A 15,715-nucleotide genomic window follows, 5' to 3' on the forward strand; every position below is an offset into this window, starting at 1 on the left:
ATAATAAAATGATATACAAAACACTTTTGACTATTGGCTTGGGGTTATTAGCTGTTTCAGTCAATGCACAGTCACTCACGTTGGAGGAATGTTACCTTCTGGCAAGAGAAAACTACCCTGCTGTCAAAAAAATGAATCTGGTCGCTCAATCGGCAGACTATACCATCAGAAATGTCAACAAAAGGTTTTTACCACAGTTTAATATCTCTGGTCAGGCAACATATCAATCTCAGGTAGTTGATTATGGTGCCTTACTTGGTGGTGCCTCTCCTATGGGATTTTCTCCACCAACATTCAGTAAAGACCAATACAGGATTTCCGGAGAAGTTGAGCAATTATTATTTGATGGCGGAAACACTCATTATCAAAATGAAATCACAAAAGCCAATGCCGGATTACAAAAGCAAAATGTGGAAATAGAACTGTATACCATCAATGACCGTATCAACGCCATCTTCTTTTCTATTTTTTTGCTGGATGCCCAGTTGAAACTCAACGAACTTAAAGTTGCCAATCTGCAGACTCAATTGGATAAAGCGGAAGCTGCCTATAAATATGGTACAGCTTATGCAAGCGATGTCAATGAACTAAAAGCTGAGATCGAGAATACAAAATCAGTAAATATTGATTACGAAGGAAATCGTTCAGCTTTTTTAAAAATGCTTTCTATTTTTACCGGTAAGGAGCTTACCTCATCCTCCGAGTTAGTAAAACCTGAACTTATTCTATCATCAGAGGAAATCAACAGGCCGGAGCTTAAAATGTTCGATTTACAGAAAGATATTTATGAAGCACAGACAAAACAGTTGAAATCAAGTTACATGCCTACTTTCAAAGCTTTTTTTCAGGGAGCTTACGGACGACCTACTCTTAATCCTATTTCTAATGATTTTGGAGCGTGGTATATCACCGGCATCCGTCTGAATTGGTCATTGGGAAGTCTTTATACTTTAAAAAATCAACGTTCAATCTATGACCTCAGCAGCCAGACAGCAGATGCTGATAAAGAAACTTTCATCCGAAATGTAAAGTTGGATATTGCCCAACAGGATGAAAATATAAAAAAATACGCAGAAATGATCGGCCAGGATCAAAAAACAATAGAACTGAGGGAAGCAGTCACAAGGTCTGCCTCAGCTCAGCTCACCAATGGGGTTATTACCACCCACGAATACATTCAGAAAATCAATAATGAAAACGCAGCAAAGCAAAACCTTATTCTTCATCAGATACAGCTGCTTCAGTCACAATATAATTTAAAATTCAAATCAGGCCATTAATCATAAATGTAACAACATGAAAAAATATATAGTAATTGTTTCAGCAGCATTATTTCTGAATGCCTGTACGCAGAAAAACGACTATGATGCTTCGGGGAATTTTGAAGCTGATGAAGTGATTGTATCCGCACAACAAAACGGTTTGCTCCTTTCGTACAATGTAAAAGAAGGAGCACAATTGAAATCAGGTGATCCGGTAGGACAGATTGATGTAAAGGTTGCAGAACTTCAGAAGCAACAAACTGAAGCCAGTATTGCTGCCTTAAATGAAAAAACAATCGCTCCTGGTGACCAGACGGAACTGGTACGCAGGCAGCTCGAAGTACAGAAATCACAGTTAGCACAACAATTAAGAGAAAAAAGCCGTACTGAAAACCTGGTAAAAGCAGATGCTGCCACCCGTAAACAGCTGGATGATATCAATGCCTCCATAGATCAACTTAAAAAACAGATTGCTGTTACGGAACAACAGCTTAAACTGAATACTTACAACACCAATACACAGAACCGAAGTATATTGAGTGAAAAAGCACCTATGGAGAAAGCTGCCGCACAAATCCAGGAACAAATTAATAAAGGGCAGATCATTAACCCAATCAAAGGAACAGTATTAACAAATTATGCTTTGCAGGGCGAGCTTCAGGTCATTGGAAAGCCATTGTATAAAATTGCCAATACGGAAAATCTTGATTTAAAAGCGTATGTGACAGGTATACAACTATCACAAATTAAGATAGGGCAACAGGTAAAAGTTAGGATTGATAATGGTAAAGACAGTTACAAAGAATATCCGGGAACCATTACCTGGATTTCCTCTAAATCTGAATTTTCGCCGAAAACCATTCAAACCAAAGATGAAAGAGCCAATCTGGTGTATGCCATGAAAGTAAATGTGAAAAATGATGGTTATCTGAAGATCGGAATGTATGGAGAAGTAATCTTTTAATGGATCATTGATATGAGTTCAATAACAGTAAAAAATATCGTCAAAACCTATAATAAAGGGGAAGTAAAAGCAGTCAATGATGTTTCTTTTGATGTACAGAATGGAGAGCTATTTGGTCTGATCGGCCCTGACGGAGCCGGCAAAACTTCCCTGTTCCGTATTCTCACGACCTTATTGCTTGCAGACAGCGGAACAGCGACTGTAGAAGGGTTTGATGTCATCAAAGACTACAGGAAAATCAGGAATATCGTTGGATATATGCCCGGAAAATTCTCACTGTATCAGGATCTGACCATAGAGGAAAACCTTAATTTCTTTGCTACGGTTTTTGGAACTACCATTGAAGACAATTATAACCTTATCAAAGACATTTATGAACAGATTAAACCCTTTAATAAACGCAGGGCTGGAAAACTTTCCGGTGGGATGAAGCAGAAACTGGCTTTATGCTGTGCTTTAATCCATAAACCTGAAGTTTTGTTTCTGGATGAACCTACAACAGGGGTAGACGTGGTTTCAAGAAAAGAATTTTGGGATATGCTTGGTCAACTGAAAGCACAAGGTATTACGATTGTTGTTTCAACACCTTATATGGATGAAGCCACTCTCTGTGATCGGATTGCTTTGATGCAGAATGGCAATATTATGTCTATTGATACCCCGGAAAATATTGTCAAAAGCTTTCCGAAAACCCTGTTTGCGGCCAAAGCTAATAATATTTATCAGCTTTTACAAGATGTACGTTCTACGGAAGAAGTAGAAAGCTGCTACACATTCGGCGAATATATGCACCTTACTCTGAAATCCAATGAAACAGATGTTATAGATGCCATGCGGATTATAGGTCAAAATCATCCTGACGGACTGGAGGTGAAAATTGTAACCCCAACGATTGAAGACAGTTTTATCCGCCTCATGAATGAACACCATAATGAACCCGTGAAATAGCAACCTGATGGAAAATAAAGCAATTGTCTGTAAAAATTTAACCAAGAAATTTGGGGATTTCAATGCGGTTGACGGAATTACCTTTGATGTGAATCAGGGGGAAATCTTCGGGTTTCTGGGAGCTAACGGAGCAGGAAAAACTACTGCCATGCGAATTCTTTGCGGACTTTCCTATCCCACTTCAGGAGAAGCTTCAGTGGCGGGCTATGACGTGTATAAACAACAGGAACAGATTAAAAAAAACATAGGCTATATGAGTCAGAAGTTTTCCCTGTATGATAATCTTACCATAGTAGAAAACATTGAGTTTTATGGTGGCGTATATGGCGTTTCAAGGCCGGAAATAAAAACACGCAGTAATGAACTGATTACGACACTCGGACTTGAAAAAGAAGCCAAAAAATTAGTCGGTGAACTGCCTTTGGGCTGGAAGCAGAAACTGGCTTTCTCAGTTGCTATTTTCCATCGTCCTAAAATTGTTTTTTTAGATGAGCCCACCGGAGGGGTTGATCCTGTAACCAGACGGCAATTTTGGGACATGATCTATGAGGCTGCAGGAAATGGAATCACTGTTTTTGTAACGACACACTATATGGATGAAGCAGAATACTGTAACCGCATCAGTGTAATGGTGGATGGCCGTGTAGAAGCATTAGACAGCCCTTCGAGTCTGAAAAAACAGTTCAATACCGATACTATGGATGATGTTTTTTATCAACTGGCAAGAGGAGCAAAAAGAAAATCAGATTAAGATGAAACAACTATTAGCTTTCATACGCAAAGAATTTTATCATGTATTCCGGGACAGGCGTACCCTGCTGATCCTTTTTGGATTACCCATTGCTCAGATCGTTCTTTTCGGTTTTGCTTTGAGCAGTGAGGTGAAAAATATTGGTCTTGCCATACAGGATAATGCTCAGGATGTACAATCTGAGCAGATTATCTCCAAAATAGAATCCAGTTCTTATTTTAAGGTTAAAGAGCCTATACTCCATTACAAAGATATTGAAAAACGCTTCAGAGAAGGTGAAATAAAATGTGCTGTTATCTTCCCTGCCAGTTTCGGTTCAGATCTGTATAAAGCAGAAGGAGCGCAGATCCAGGTTATTGCTGATGCTTCAGACCCGAATAATGCCACCATCGTGACCAATTATCTGAATACCATTATCGGTAATTACCAGCAGGAACTCAATCCTACGGTAAAACCATCTTATCAGATCATTCCTGAAATACGACAGCTGTATAACGAGGAACAAAATGGCTCTCTCAACTTTATTCCGGGTGTGATTGCCTTGATATTTATGATTGTCAGTACTGCATTAACCTCTGTAGCGGTAGTGCGTGAAAAGGAACTTGGAACCATGGAAATCCTGTTGGTTTCTCCTTTTAAGCCCATCATGGTGCTGATTGCAAAAGCAATTCCTTATTTGGTCTTATCACTCATCGATTTCATTATCATTTTACTGCTTTCTGTATTCTTTCTCCATGTAGAAATAAGAGGCAGTCTGGTATTGATCTTCGCAGAAAGCATTCTTTTCATTATCACCTGTCTTTCACTGGGATTATTGATTTCAAATATCACGGCTTCACAACAAACCGCTATGCTGATTTCAATGATGGGTATGATGATGCCCACCATGATATTGACAGGTTTTATGTTTCCTCTGGAAAATATGCCGAAGGTCTTTCAATGGATCTCCCATATTGTACCATCGAGATATTATTACAGTATCATTAAATCTGTCATGCTGAAAGGGCTTGGCTTTAAATACGTCTGGAAAGAAACACTTATTCTGGCCTTGATGGCAACAGGTCTGTTAACACTTGCATTAAGAAATTTTAAAATCCGGTTATAGTGAAGATATTACGTTTTATATTACAAAAAGAATTCCGTCAGATACTGAGGGACAAAACGATCTTGTCTATGATGCTTTTTGCTCCCATTATGCAGCTGATTATTTTACCTATGGCAGCCAATTTTGAGGTAAAAAATGTAAATGTAGCTTTTGTTGACCAGGATCACAGCAGCTATTCTCAAAAGCTGGCCCATAAAATAGCTTCATCAGGATATTTCAAGATGGCAGGTCATCCCAATTCTTACAAAGAAGGCCTGGAATTGATTGAATATGGAGATGCAGATCTGGTGCTGGAAATTCCCTCTGGATTTGAAAGAAATCTTGTTCGGGAAGGAAGTCAGAAAGTCAATCTATCGGTAGATGCTATTAATGGAACAAAAGCATCTCTGGGAGCAGCTTATCTGCTACAGGTTCTGGCAGATTTCAATACGAATCTTGATATTAATATTAAATTACCCAACGGTCAAATTGCCCCCAACACAAAACTGTCTGTCATAAGTTCTAACTGGTACAATCCAAAAGCGGAATACAAATACTATATGGTTCCGGGAATTCTGGTATTATTACTTACATTGATCGGAGGCTTTATCACAGCTTTAAATATTGTAAAGGAAAAAGAGATCGGGACAATTGAACAAATCAACGTAACCCCTATTCAGAAATGGCAATTTATCCTTGGCAAACTCATTCCGTTCTGGGTAATGGGAATCACAGTCTTTACCCTCGGGCTCCTTGTGATGTATCTGTTTTATGGTATTTTCCCAAAAGGCAGCTTATGGGTACTTTACCTCTTTGCGTCTGTTTACCTGGTGGCTTTACTTGGCTTCGGACTGTTGATTTCAACGTTTGCAGACACACAGCTTCAGGCGATGTTCATTGCCTTTTTCTTTATGATGGTATTTATGTTGATGAGCGGGTTCTTTACCAGTATAGACAGTATGCCGGACTGGGCAATCACAGTTTCCAATTTCACTCCGGTAACCCATTTTATTAAAGTTGTCCGGTTAATTGTCCTGAAAGGATCTGGATTGGCAGATGTAGGAACAGAACTCGGTTATCTGGCTTTATTTGCTGTAGTTTTAAATAGTTTTGCCATTTGGAATTATAGAAAAACGAGCTAATAGAAAAATAATCTACGAGAAGGCTATGTGCCTATGCGGCCTAATAAAATTTTAACCACATAGGCACATGGATTTTTTCATATGGATACCGCTCCTTTATAAATAAAAAGATATTATTACAAAGCTTTTGTTACTTTTGGGGTTCAAATAATTTAGTTAAACGAAGCTCTAAATTCCAAGGGTGAAAAAGAGGTACGATTTTTAAATAAACGGTGAAAAGACTGTGGATGCTCAAATCCTAATTGATAAGCAATTTCTGAAACCGACATTTCCGTTGTGGAAAGTAGTTCTTTAGCTTTTTCAATCAAACGATTTTGAATATGTTGTTGCGTAGTCTGCCCTGTCTGCACCCGAAGCATATCACTGAGATAATTGGCACTCAGATTCAGTTTTTCCGCAACAAAGTGAACCGTAGGAATTCCATCAATGATCAGCTTATCATTTTTAAAACATTCATCCAAAAGGGTTTCCAGCTTTGAAAGCAGATCATTATTCACTTTTTTACGGGTTAAAAACTGTCGGTTATAAAAGCGATCACAATATTTTAATAACAAATCCAGGTTCGATACCAGCAGATCCTGTGTAAAAGAATCCATATTAGCATGAATCTCCTGGCTTATATTATCAATAATATCCATAATAGATTTTTCTTCTTTCTCAGCAAGAAACAGAGCTTCATTGGCGGTATAGGAGAAAAATCCATAGTCCTTAATTTTTGAAGCCAGAGGATAGCTTTGAAGAAAATCAGGATGTACAACCAATACAAAACCTTCCACTTCATTCAGAAGAACATCTTCAAATTGTAAGACCTGTTGTGGAGCGGTAAAATACATAATCCCTTCATCAAAATCATAATACTGCTGTCCATATTTAAATTTTCCACCGGCACAATCCTTTTTCAGCGCTACAGCATAAAAATCTGTTATTACAGCATTGAGAATCGTCTCTGATTTTAATTTCACATCATTAAAACTAAATACACTGATCAATGGATTTGATGGTTTTTTCAATCCCAGGGCCTGATGCATTGCATTGATTGATGAAATTTTTATGGGTGTTTTCATTACTGGTTTTCTAATTTATATTTTTTAAACCACATAGAGACATAGATTTTATAGGACGCTAATAATTCCATGAAAATACTTTTGACATTCTAAATATTTCAGCATTTTCTATGTACCTATGTGGTTTAAAGCTAAACTTCACTTACAATTTTAAGAATTACGCAAAGCATTAAAATATTCATTTACAAAAGTTTTTTGTCCTTCCTTAAATATGTTTGAACAGTGAAAATTAATGATTATTCCCTTGGGGCACCTTAATAGCTTCATATAAGTTAAAAGTTGTGCCTCAAAAATTGGTATTATTTCCTGTACTGATTTCAATTCTACAACAATACTATTCTCTACAAATAAATCACATCTAAAATCAACGTTCAAAGTTTTCCCCTTATAAATCACAGGCACCTTCATCTCTGTAAGAAAATTTATTTTTTTATATAAAAGTTCCTCTTTTAGACATTCATGGTAAACACTTTCCAATAATCCGCCACCCATAATCTTATGAACATCAATAGCACTCCCTATTATTTCATATGTCAAGTCATCTAAATATTTTTTTGTAATCATTATATCTGTGTTTTTTTTATTTTTTTAACCACATAGATACATAGGCTTTATAGGCTGTTAGAATTTCATAACAGCACTTTAAATACTAATATTTTAGTATTTTCTATGTGCCTATGTGGTTTAAAAACATAACTCATACTAAGTTACAATTTTATTATTTTCCTGAAAGCTGTTCACTTTTAATCTGGCTGATCCCTTGTTTATAAGTGGTCACCTGAAATTCAGGAAATCGCATTCTGAACTTTGAATCATCAAATATATTATCATGCTCATATCTTGGAAGCAGCTCTAATAATTCCTTTACTTTTGTATTAAATAAAGCTCCTATCTTAAAAACAAAATTAGATATTGCAGAATACTTCAAATCTTTGCCATAGATTCCGGAAGCTATTCTGATAAACTCGTTATAGGTGGGATGACTTTTATCTACAGGTAAATGCCAGGTTTGTCCATATGCATCCGGTGTATTTCCAATTAAAGCTGTTGCGCGGCTCGCATCTGGTGTCCAGATGAGACTTCTTTTTTTACTTGTACTCAATGGAACTTTCAGCTTTTTTCCTTCTTTGATATTATTAAAAACCAATGTATTGGTAATACTCTGCGTTTTTCCAGGCCCATAAAATTCAGGAGCGCGGCAGATTACTGCTTCCAGCTCACCGGATTCTATTTCTCTTAATACCATTTCCGCCATTTTCCGTCTTACTCGTCCTTTTCTTCCCACTGGATCAAATACTGTATTTTCATTCAAAACGCGGCCATCTTGTGGATACATATAGGTATTATCAAAAAACACCAGCTTTGTTCCGTTAATCTTGCAGGCATCAATTACATTTTGAAGAATTAATGGAAATTGTTTTTCCCAAAGATCTGAACTTATCGGAAGACCTAGTGTAAAGTAAGCGATCTCACTTCCTTTTACTGCTTCAATAGCTTTTTCACGAATAGATAAGTCTGCGGAAAATACCTCATCGGTATCATTTACTTTCTTTGCATCTCTGCTGACAATTCGGATATCTGAAGTAAAGTTTCTTTTTAATTCTCTTGCCAGCTCTTCGCCAATCTGTCCATTGGCTCCTAATATTGTTTGCATATTGTTTTATTTTTCTGATTATGATCTTCTGTTGTTTTGGTAGGACAAAGTTCAGAAAAGCGTAACAGATCTGAGTATCTGGATCAGGGGAAGTTGTAACAGAATCTCTGTTTTGAATAATTCTCTGGCTTTCAATTAATTTATACATTTTGACAAAATTTGTTTTTTTGTCAGAAATGTTTTAAATTTGTTATCGCAAAATCTAAACTTATGTTTTCATCCATACAAAATGAACAGGATCAACTTTCAGAACAGATACTTACAGCTGCCTCTGAACTTTACCTGAAGTATGGATTCAAAAAAGTAACGATGGATGATATTTCCAAGGCCATCGGAAAAAGCAGAACTTCTATTTATTATTATTTCAAAAACCGTGAAGAGGTCTTCCACGCTGTCTTGAATTCTTTAGTAAAAGAAGTCATTTTCGAAATCGGAAATGCAGTAGATCAACAGGAAACACTGGAAGAAAAAATAAGGGCATTCTGTCTGACAAAGATTAAAACATCTGAAAGCAAGACTCCTTTTTTTACAGCTGTAGAGGCTGGAATGAATGCTGAAGAAAAATCAAGACACTCTCAGGTCATGGAAGTTGTACACCAACATTTGATGGCTGGAGAAAAGATTATTCTTGAAAAAGCCATTTCCAAAAGTATTCATACAAAAGAAATCCGTCCTTTACCATCAGAGGAACTGGATACTATTATTTTTATTTTACAGAGCAGCATTCGAGGAATTAAACGTGAAATGCTTTTAAAAAATAGTTTTGACGGATTAAATACAACCGTAGAGGTCTTGACTGCTATGACTTTTAAATGGCTCGTATAAAATTTTTTATCCCAATTTTGACATTTTTACAATATATGTCAAATAGTTTATTTTAAATATGAAGAAATTAAGTAATATCAGTACGTTTAGAGCTTTTCAGAGTAATAATTATACTTTATATTTTTTTGGACGTTCTGTCTCTCAGCTTGGTACATGGATGCAGCGTACAGCGGTGGTTTGGGTGGTTTACAGTATGACCCATTCTGCATTTATGCTGGGGCTGACCATTTTCGCAGAACAGTTCCCTTCCTTTCTATTTTCTGCACTTGGAGGTGTAGCCGCAGACCGTTACAACCGATATAAAATCATTCAGATCACTCAGATTGCTTCCTTGATACAATCAGTTTTATTAGCTGTGTTGGTGATGACAGGCCATCAGAATGTATGGCCTATCTTAGGATTAAGTGTCTTACTTGGGATTATCAATGCTTATGATGTCCCTGCAAGACAATCTTTGATTAATGAAGTGGTACATGATCCGGCAGATCTGCAAAGTGCTCTTTCCTTAACGGCTGCTATGGCTAGTCTTGCAAAACTACTTGGACCAGCGTTATCAGGGATTATTTTACATCAGTTTGGAGCCGGAGTTTGTTTTATCTTAAATGCAGCAAGCTTTGCGGCCGTCATGATTTCTATTTCAATGATGAAAATTCCGAAGACAACACATATTCCCAATAAAGCAAAACAAGGTGTGCTTAAAGAACTTGTGGAGGGTTTTACCTATATTAAAAGAGAATCTTCTATCGGCTGGATTATCGTCATGCTCAGCATTACAGGATTATTTATTCTTCCTTATGATACGCTTATTCCTGTCTATGCCAAAGAAATTTTCAATGGGGATGCCCAGACATTCGGTTATATATCCAGCTTCATTGGTGCAGGAGCGGTATTGGGAACCATTATTTTAGCTTCTTTAAAGGAAACCGTTTCAATGAGAAGAATATTAATTGGAAGTACTCTTGTGTTAAGTGTTGGACTTATTGGCTTCTCCTACACCACCAATTTCATGCTCTCCATGTTCTTTGCAGCGGTTACCGGTTTTGGCGGTGTTGCTCAGTTTACGACCTGTAATATCATTGTACAATCTGAGGCCGCACCGGAAATGCGTTCCCGAGTGATCAGTATTTTGCTGACTGCGATATTTGGAATGCTGCCGCTAGGAAGCCTGCTGATTGGAATTATTTCTGAAAAAATAGGGGCTCCCAAAACACTACTTTTCGAAGGAATTGCAGGAGTGATTATCGCATTTTCATTTCGAAATATTTTAATTAAAAAGAAGAAAAAAAGTCCACCGGATCAACAACTTCTGGAGGAATCTGAAGAACTATTCATCAATAAAACATAATACTTTAAAAATGGAAAAAGTAAAAAAAGCATTACTGGTTATGGACATGCAGTCATCAATTCTAAGCTCATTACCTGACACAGCACTATTGATTTCTAATATGGCTCAGGCGATTAAAAATGCGCGTGAAAACCAAATTCCGGTCATCTACATTGTTGTAGGATTCCGACAGGGAATGCCTGAAGTAAGTAAAAACAACAAAGTTTTCTCAGCAATAAAACAGCAGATGGCTAACGTTAATATGCAGGAGTGGATGACTATTCATCCTGACCTTTCTCCCCAGGAACAGGATATTGTCATTACTAAAAAACGATTCAGTGCTTTTGCGGGAAGTGATCTCGAAGTTGTGCTCAGAAGTCATGATATAGAACATCTGGTACTGGCAGGAATATCAACCAGCGGTGTGGTTCTCTCCACTTTAAGAGAAGCTGCTGACAAAGATTATAAGCTAACGGTCATAGAAGATTGTTGTGCAGATGGCGATCTGGAGGTTCATCAGGTTTTGATGAATAAGGTATTTCCCAGACAGGCGGAGGTTGTTTCTTTACAGCAATGGACTTTATAAAAGACAAAAAACCTTGCTTTTGCAAGGTTTTTTTCATGTACGAGTATAAAAGCTGTTTATGATTTTTGCCATCTTACTATCTGAATACTTTTTAGATATTTAATTGAGAAAGAAGCTGTTGAGCCTTTATTTATTATTTTATTCAATCTAATGTCCAAAACCAAAATATACACTAAGACAAATGATTAATATGACAACAGTTGTGATTCCTACATATAATTTATCTTTTTCCAACGCAAAACTAATTAAAGATAGTATTACTCTTAAAAACGGGGTACAAAACAGGATCAATATGCCAATATAGATAATACTTGATCCATCAAGATTAACAGCTCCTGAAAAAATATCGCCAATAACTTTGAATATATTTTCCTCTTTTTCGGTAAAATGAGAATAATCTACTTTTTCAGTCGCATGGTTGGAAAGAAAAATCCCACCCCCGATAATTCCGATACATAAAACGGATCTTACACCGTACTTCAAGACATTTCCGACAAGATTTCTAATTGTTTTATCTGTGACTTCCATACTTTTAAATTTTTCCTTTAATTCCACTATAGATCATATTTGCCGCTAAAAAGAAGATGATAACTGCAAAAAAGGTTCTTAATTTTTTAGGATCTGTTGACATTAATATTTTGGAGCCGATAATCGCCCCTAAAAGAACACCAATCATCACTGGCAAACAGATATCAGGAACTATATAGCCTTTTTGGATATAAATAACACAACTTGCCAAGGCAGTAACTCCCATCATAAAGTTGCTTGTAGTGGTTGAAACTTTAAAAGGAATCTTCATAATAGTATCCATAGCAATTACTTTGAATGCCCCTGATCCAATTCCGAGCATTCCTGATAACATTCCTGCAAGCCCCATCATTCCAAATCCACCTACAACATTCTTAGTGCCATAATTAATTTTTTCTCCTCTATTGCTGGGGTAATCAGAAGGCAGCTTTAAAGAGATTGCAAGCGGGCTGGACTGTTCCACTACTTGCTCTTCTTTTTTTCTCAAAGAGTTTCCAGCTGAAAAAATAAGTGCAAGACCAAATAGTATGGCAATAAAAGAACTTGGCGCAGCACTGGAAATAAGTGCTCCGGCAACCGCTCCTGCAGTGGTTGCAATTTCCAGAAACATTCCTAAACGCATATTGGCAATTCCTTCTTTCACGTAGGCTGCAGCAGATCCTGATGAAGTAGCAATTACAGAAACCAATGCGGCACCAATGGCGTAATGGATATCAACACCTAATACTATCGATAATAAAGGAATGACTACAATTCCACCGCCTAAACCCGATAAGGAACCGATAATTCCGGCTGCTACCGAACCTAATAATACACAAATAGTAAATACTAGTACTGTCATAATTTTTTAAAATATATTTCAACTAACTTATAATCAATATACAAATTTTTAGCAACCCAGTCATCAAATAGCTATTTGCTAAACTTAAATCAACTAATATGAATAATTATTTTTTCTTTCCTTAAAGCATAATGAAATATGATAGAAAGTATTGTAAATGATAGAACTATACAGATCATAAAACCGTCAGCAATCATTATTGAAAAAGGTACTGAGCCTTTTTGTGGATACAACTGAGTAAAATTACTCTTTCAATGTTTTAATTTTAACATCACAAAGTTATGATCCCAATATTAGAGGGAGATTAGAGTTTGATTAGAATCAAATTACTGTTCTTTTTTGAGTGCGATTTTTATTTGATTCCTAATCCCTGAAAATCAAACAGCTTAACAAAATATACTGTTTAAACATAAGAAAACAAATAGCACCATTCGAAAATGGTGCTATGCTATATTTACAAAACTGCTTATTAATTCAACTCCTGATTCGCTTTCTGAACAAAATCATTCCATTGGGTATTCAGGGCTTCTACCGCTTGCTTTTTCTCATTTTTATTCAGGGAAGAATAATTAATAGAATTGAAAACCAGTTTTTTCAAAGCTTTTACATCCAATTCCCAATATACATAGGCCATCCAAAAATCGTAACTTAGTCCTTCATAGCCATATACGGCAGGGTCATCGCTATTAATAGAACATTGTACTCCATTGCTCAGTAAAACTCTTGCCGGATGATTTCTCATATCACTTACATATCCAAGGATTTGGTTACTGATCGGACTTACTTCCACTAATTTATTCTGTTTTTTAATTAGCTCCATAGATTTCGGGAAGTAGATCAGATTAAGACCATGCCCAATTCTCTGGTTGTTCAATAAAGTAATATCCAGTATATTTTTATTGAAAACGGAAGTGCTTTCCCCTGCATGAAGGAACAGAGGCATTTCTATTCCTGTTTTTTTTGTGATTTCGTTTAATTTTGTCCAGTTTTTCTGGTAGAAATTAATGCTGTTGCCCGCTGCTTCATCAGCAACAAGGTCAAAGCCGGAAATCATGTCCGGAAATTGCTTCTTTAATTTAAATGCGATTTCAAGTTGTTTTTCAATACTGTCGGAATCTAAAAATTTAAAACTTGAATAGATCAACTTCAGACTGAACTGAGGATTCGACTGATGCATTTGCTTTACAATATCCTGTAAATCTGTAATGGATTTTTCCAATGGATATTTTCCATGCTCAAAATCATACAATTCATCAAATACATATCTTATTTCAACATGCTGCACATGATCTTTGGCCAAATCCTGAAAGCCTTTTAAATAATATTCCTTGAAAAAAGGACGATAAGGCAATAACAAGTTGATGCGTTGGAAACGTTTTTCAAACTCAATCCAATAATCGGTATAGGAACATAGGTTATCCCTCTTCAAAAGCAGAAGATCGTGAAGCTTCTTTTCAAAACCGGCATCTGAACTTAGCTTTTGATCTAGATTAACAAATCCTTTTGGAACTTTCCCATTTTCAAAGAAGCCTAACTGACCGAAAATGTATTTATCATTGTCTTTTTGGTCATATACATAGCATTCTTTATATTTTCTAGCTGTCGTTATCAGCCATTCTGCATTAGCCAACCCACCACTGTGTGTGTGCAGCAATCCTCCTTTAGGCATTGTCTGAATAACTTTAAACAGCTTACTGGATTCTATCAATGGTTTTATTTCATTAAAAGAGAGGTTATATAAAGGAATATGCTGTTTTTCTGTTTCGGCAAGGAACTGCTTCCTGATCTGGAATAGTTTTTTGTCCAAAGCAGTCTCCGCATCAGATAATTTTACATCTGCATCAAAGGCCATTGCTGCATTTTCTGTATCCAGCAACGTCCATTTTTCCTGATAAGTGGATTTTTCAACCACTTTAGTTTGGGCTCCCAACAGAGGAAATCCCAACATTAATATATAGGTAAGGTATTTTCTCATAATAATAGTAACCTGTTACTGACAAAAATACTTTGCCAATACAGTATTCAAAAATATAATTATTTTTTTGGTAAAAGAATTTCAATCTGAAAAAAAACAAATGATAAACCTTTTAACGACACATTTTTCATTATCCTTTCCTAGCCCCGATAGAAACGGTTACCCCGCAACATGCTATGTCTTAGCCTCGGCGTGAGGAGTATGAGTGGATAGCGGGATAAAGCCCCCTAAAAAGAAATGGGATGCAAAATACACAAAAAGTCTACAAAAACAATAGACTTATAGTGTTAAATTTTATTCATCTCTTAAAATGAATTTTTTTTTAAAACCCTAAAACTCTACAAACTAAAATAATAAAACATTGTTTTACAACTACTTACATTATAAAAACAATTATTAAAAGTTTATCCTTTCAATTACCCTACTATATTAGTAGACTAATATGATTTTTCTCATATCCTTTTTTAACAAAGTTTTATGAATTATTAAATAATTTTGACCCAGTTAAAAAAAATAAAACTCTATTCTCATGAATAAGAATGACTTTAATTCTTACCTATACACTATCATGGCTGTAGTTTCTGAACAACATAAGGGTTGTACAGAGAATGGCCTTTCACAGCACAACATCACTTTTAAGAACATGTGCTTTGGATATATGATGTGTAAAATGATGATGCCATAACTCCCAAAGAAATATGCACATTATTGTAGGAATTAAAGCCCGATAAGCTCAAGGCCTATGTAATCCGGGTACACCTCCTCTA

At 36.2% G+C, this 15,715-nt stretch carries 16 protein-coding genes; 10 read left to right on the plus strand and 6 right to left on the minus strand.

Annotated elements, in window-relative coordinates; translation table 11 throughout:
- Positions 1–8: 8 nt before the first annotated feature.
- From EL260_RS17935 to EL260_RS17960, 6 genes are read left to right on the plus strand one after another with little or no spacing between them, the layout of a single operon-like run.
- Positions 9–1,280, plus strand: coding sequence for a TolC family protein (locus EL260_RS17935; protein WP_123856711.1), 1,272 nt, complete (start codon positions 9–11; stop codon positions 1,278–1,280).
- A 16-nt stretch (positions 1,281–1,296) separates the two neighbouring features.
- Entirely contained in the window at positions 1,297–2,226 is a 930-nt protein-coding gene (locus EL260_RS17940; protein WP_123856713.1) for an HlyD family secretion protein, read from the plus strand.
- A 12-nt stretch (positions 2,227–2,238) separates the two neighbouring features.
- Complete coding sequence (locus tag EL260_RS17945; RefSeq protein ID WP_123856715.1) at positions 2,239–3,174, plus strand: ABC transporter ATP-binding protein; 936 nt, start codon at positions 2,239–2,241, stop codon at positions 3,172–3,174.
- Positions 3,175–3,181: 7 nt separating this feature from the next.
- Positions 3,182–3,925, plus strand: a complete 744-nt coding sequence (locus EL260_RS17950) for an ABC transporter ATP-binding protein (protein WP_123856717.1) — start codon at positions 3,182–3,184, stop codon at positions 3,923–3,925.
- Position 3,926: 1 nt separating this feature from the next.
- Positions 3,927–5,030, plus strand: a complete 1,104-nt coding sequence (locus EL260_RS17955) for an ABC transporter permease (RefSeq protein ID WP_123856719.1) — start codon at positions 3,927–3,929, stop codon at positions 5,028–5,030.
- On the plus strand, positions 5,030–6,151 hold the full coding sequence (locus tag EL260_RS17960) for an ABC transporter permease (protein WP_123856721.1): 1,122 nt from the start codon (positions 5,030–5,032) through the stop codon (positions 6,149–6,151). Before EL260_RS17955 ends, EL260_RS17960 begins: the two co-directional genes overlap by 1 nt.
- Positions 6,152–6,303: 152 nt before the next feature.
- Here the strand turns inward: EL260_RS17960 and EL260_RS17965 are convergent, their stop codons facing one another.
- The 3 genes from EL260_RS17965 to EL260_RS17975 all read right to left on the minus strand — a co-directional run bounded on the left by EL260_RS17965 (position 6,304) and on the right by EL260_RS17975 (position 8,869).
- Positions 6,304–7,215 (minus strand): helix-turn-helix domain-containing protein, encoded by a 912-nt coding sequence (locus EL260_RS17965; RefSeq protein WP_123856723.1) that lies wholly within the window; start codon positions 7,213–7,215, stop codon positions 6,304–6,306.
- Between the two features lie 150 nt (positions 7,216–7,365).
- Positions 7,366–7,779: a GxxExxY protein gene (locus tag EL260_RS17970; protein WP_185145918.1), complete on the minus strand. Its 414-nt coding sequence runs from the start codon at positions 7,777–7,779 to the stop codon at positions 7,366–7,368.
- A 154-nt stretch (positions 7,780–7,933) separates the two neighbouring features.
- Entirely contained in the window at positions 7,934–8,869 is a 936-nt protein-coding gene (locus EL260_RS17975) for an NAD-dependent epimerase/dehydratase family protein (protein ID WP_123856727.1), read from the minus strand.
- A 210-nt stretch (positions 8,870–9,079) separates the two neighbouring features.
- Here EL260_RS17975 and EL260_RS17980 point away from each other — a divergent pair, with 210 nt between their 5' ends.
- Genes EL260_RS17980 through EL260_RS17990 form a run of 3 tightly spaced genes read left to right on the plus strand, consistent with a single transcriptional unit; the run spans position 9,080 to position 11,604 of the window.
- Positions 9,080–9,694 (plus strand): TetR/AcrR family transcriptional regulator, encoded by a 615-nt coding sequence (locus EL260_RS17980; protein ID WP_123856728.1) that lies wholly within the window; start codon positions 9,080–9,082, stop codon positions 9,692–9,694.
- Between the two features lie 58 nt (positions 9,695–9,752).
- On the plus strand, positions 9,753–11,039 hold the full coding sequence (locus tag EL260_RS17985; RefSeq protein WP_123856730.1) for an MFS transporter: 1,287 nt from the start codon (positions 9,753–9,755) through the stop codon (positions 11,037–11,039).
- A 10-nt stretch (positions 11,040–11,049) separates the two neighbouring features.
- Positions 11,050–11,604 (plus strand): cysteine hydrolase family protein, encoded by a 555-nt coding sequence (locus EL260_RS17990; RefSeq protein ID WP_123856732.1) that lies wholly within the window; start codon positions 11,050–11,052, stop codon positions 11,602–11,604.
- 147 nt (positions 11,605–11,751) lie between these two features.
- Here the strand turns inward: EL260_RS17990 and EL260_RS17995 are convergent, their stop codons facing one another.
- The 3 genes from EL260_RS17995 to EL260_RS18005 form a co-directional block, all read right to left on the minus strand.
- Entirely contained in the window at positions 11,752–12,159 is a 408-nt protein-coding gene (locus EL260_RS17995; protein ID WP_228445520.1) for a DUF1634 domain-containing protein, read from the minus strand.
- Positions 12,137–12,973 carry a sulfite exporter TauE/SafE family protein gene (locus tag EL260_RS18000; protein ID WP_123856734.1) on the minus strand — a complete coding sequence of 279 codons (837 nt, stop codon included), beginning with the start codon at positions 12,971–12,973 and terminating at the stop codon, positions 12,137–12,139. Before EL260_RS18000 ends, EL260_RS17995 begins: the two co-directional genes overlap by 23 nt.
- A 469-nt stretch (positions 12,974–13,442) precedes the next feature.
- Positions 13,443–14,948 carry an amidohydrolase family protein gene (locus tag EL260_RS18005; protein ID WP_228445522.1) on the minus strand — a complete coding sequence of 502 codons (1,506 nt, stop codon included), beginning with the start codon at positions 14,946–14,948 and terminating at the stop codon, positions 13,443–13,445.
- 529 nt (positions 14,949–15,477) lie between these two features.
- Here EL260_RS18005 and EL260_RS25655 point away from each other — a divergent pair.
- Complete coding sequence (locus EL260_RS25655) at positions 15,478–15,633, plus strand: hypothetical protein (protein WP_164466543.1); 156 nt, start codon at positions 15,478–15,480, stop codon at positions 15,631–15,633.
- The last annotated feature ends 82 nt before the right edge of the window (positions 15,634–15,715 follow it).

It is taken from the genome of Chryseobacterium nakagawai (genome assembly GCF_900637665.1).
GTDB classification, from domain to species: Bacteria; Bacteroidota; Bacteroidia; order Flavobacteriales; family Weeksellaceae; genus Chryseobacterium; species Chryseobacterium nakagawai.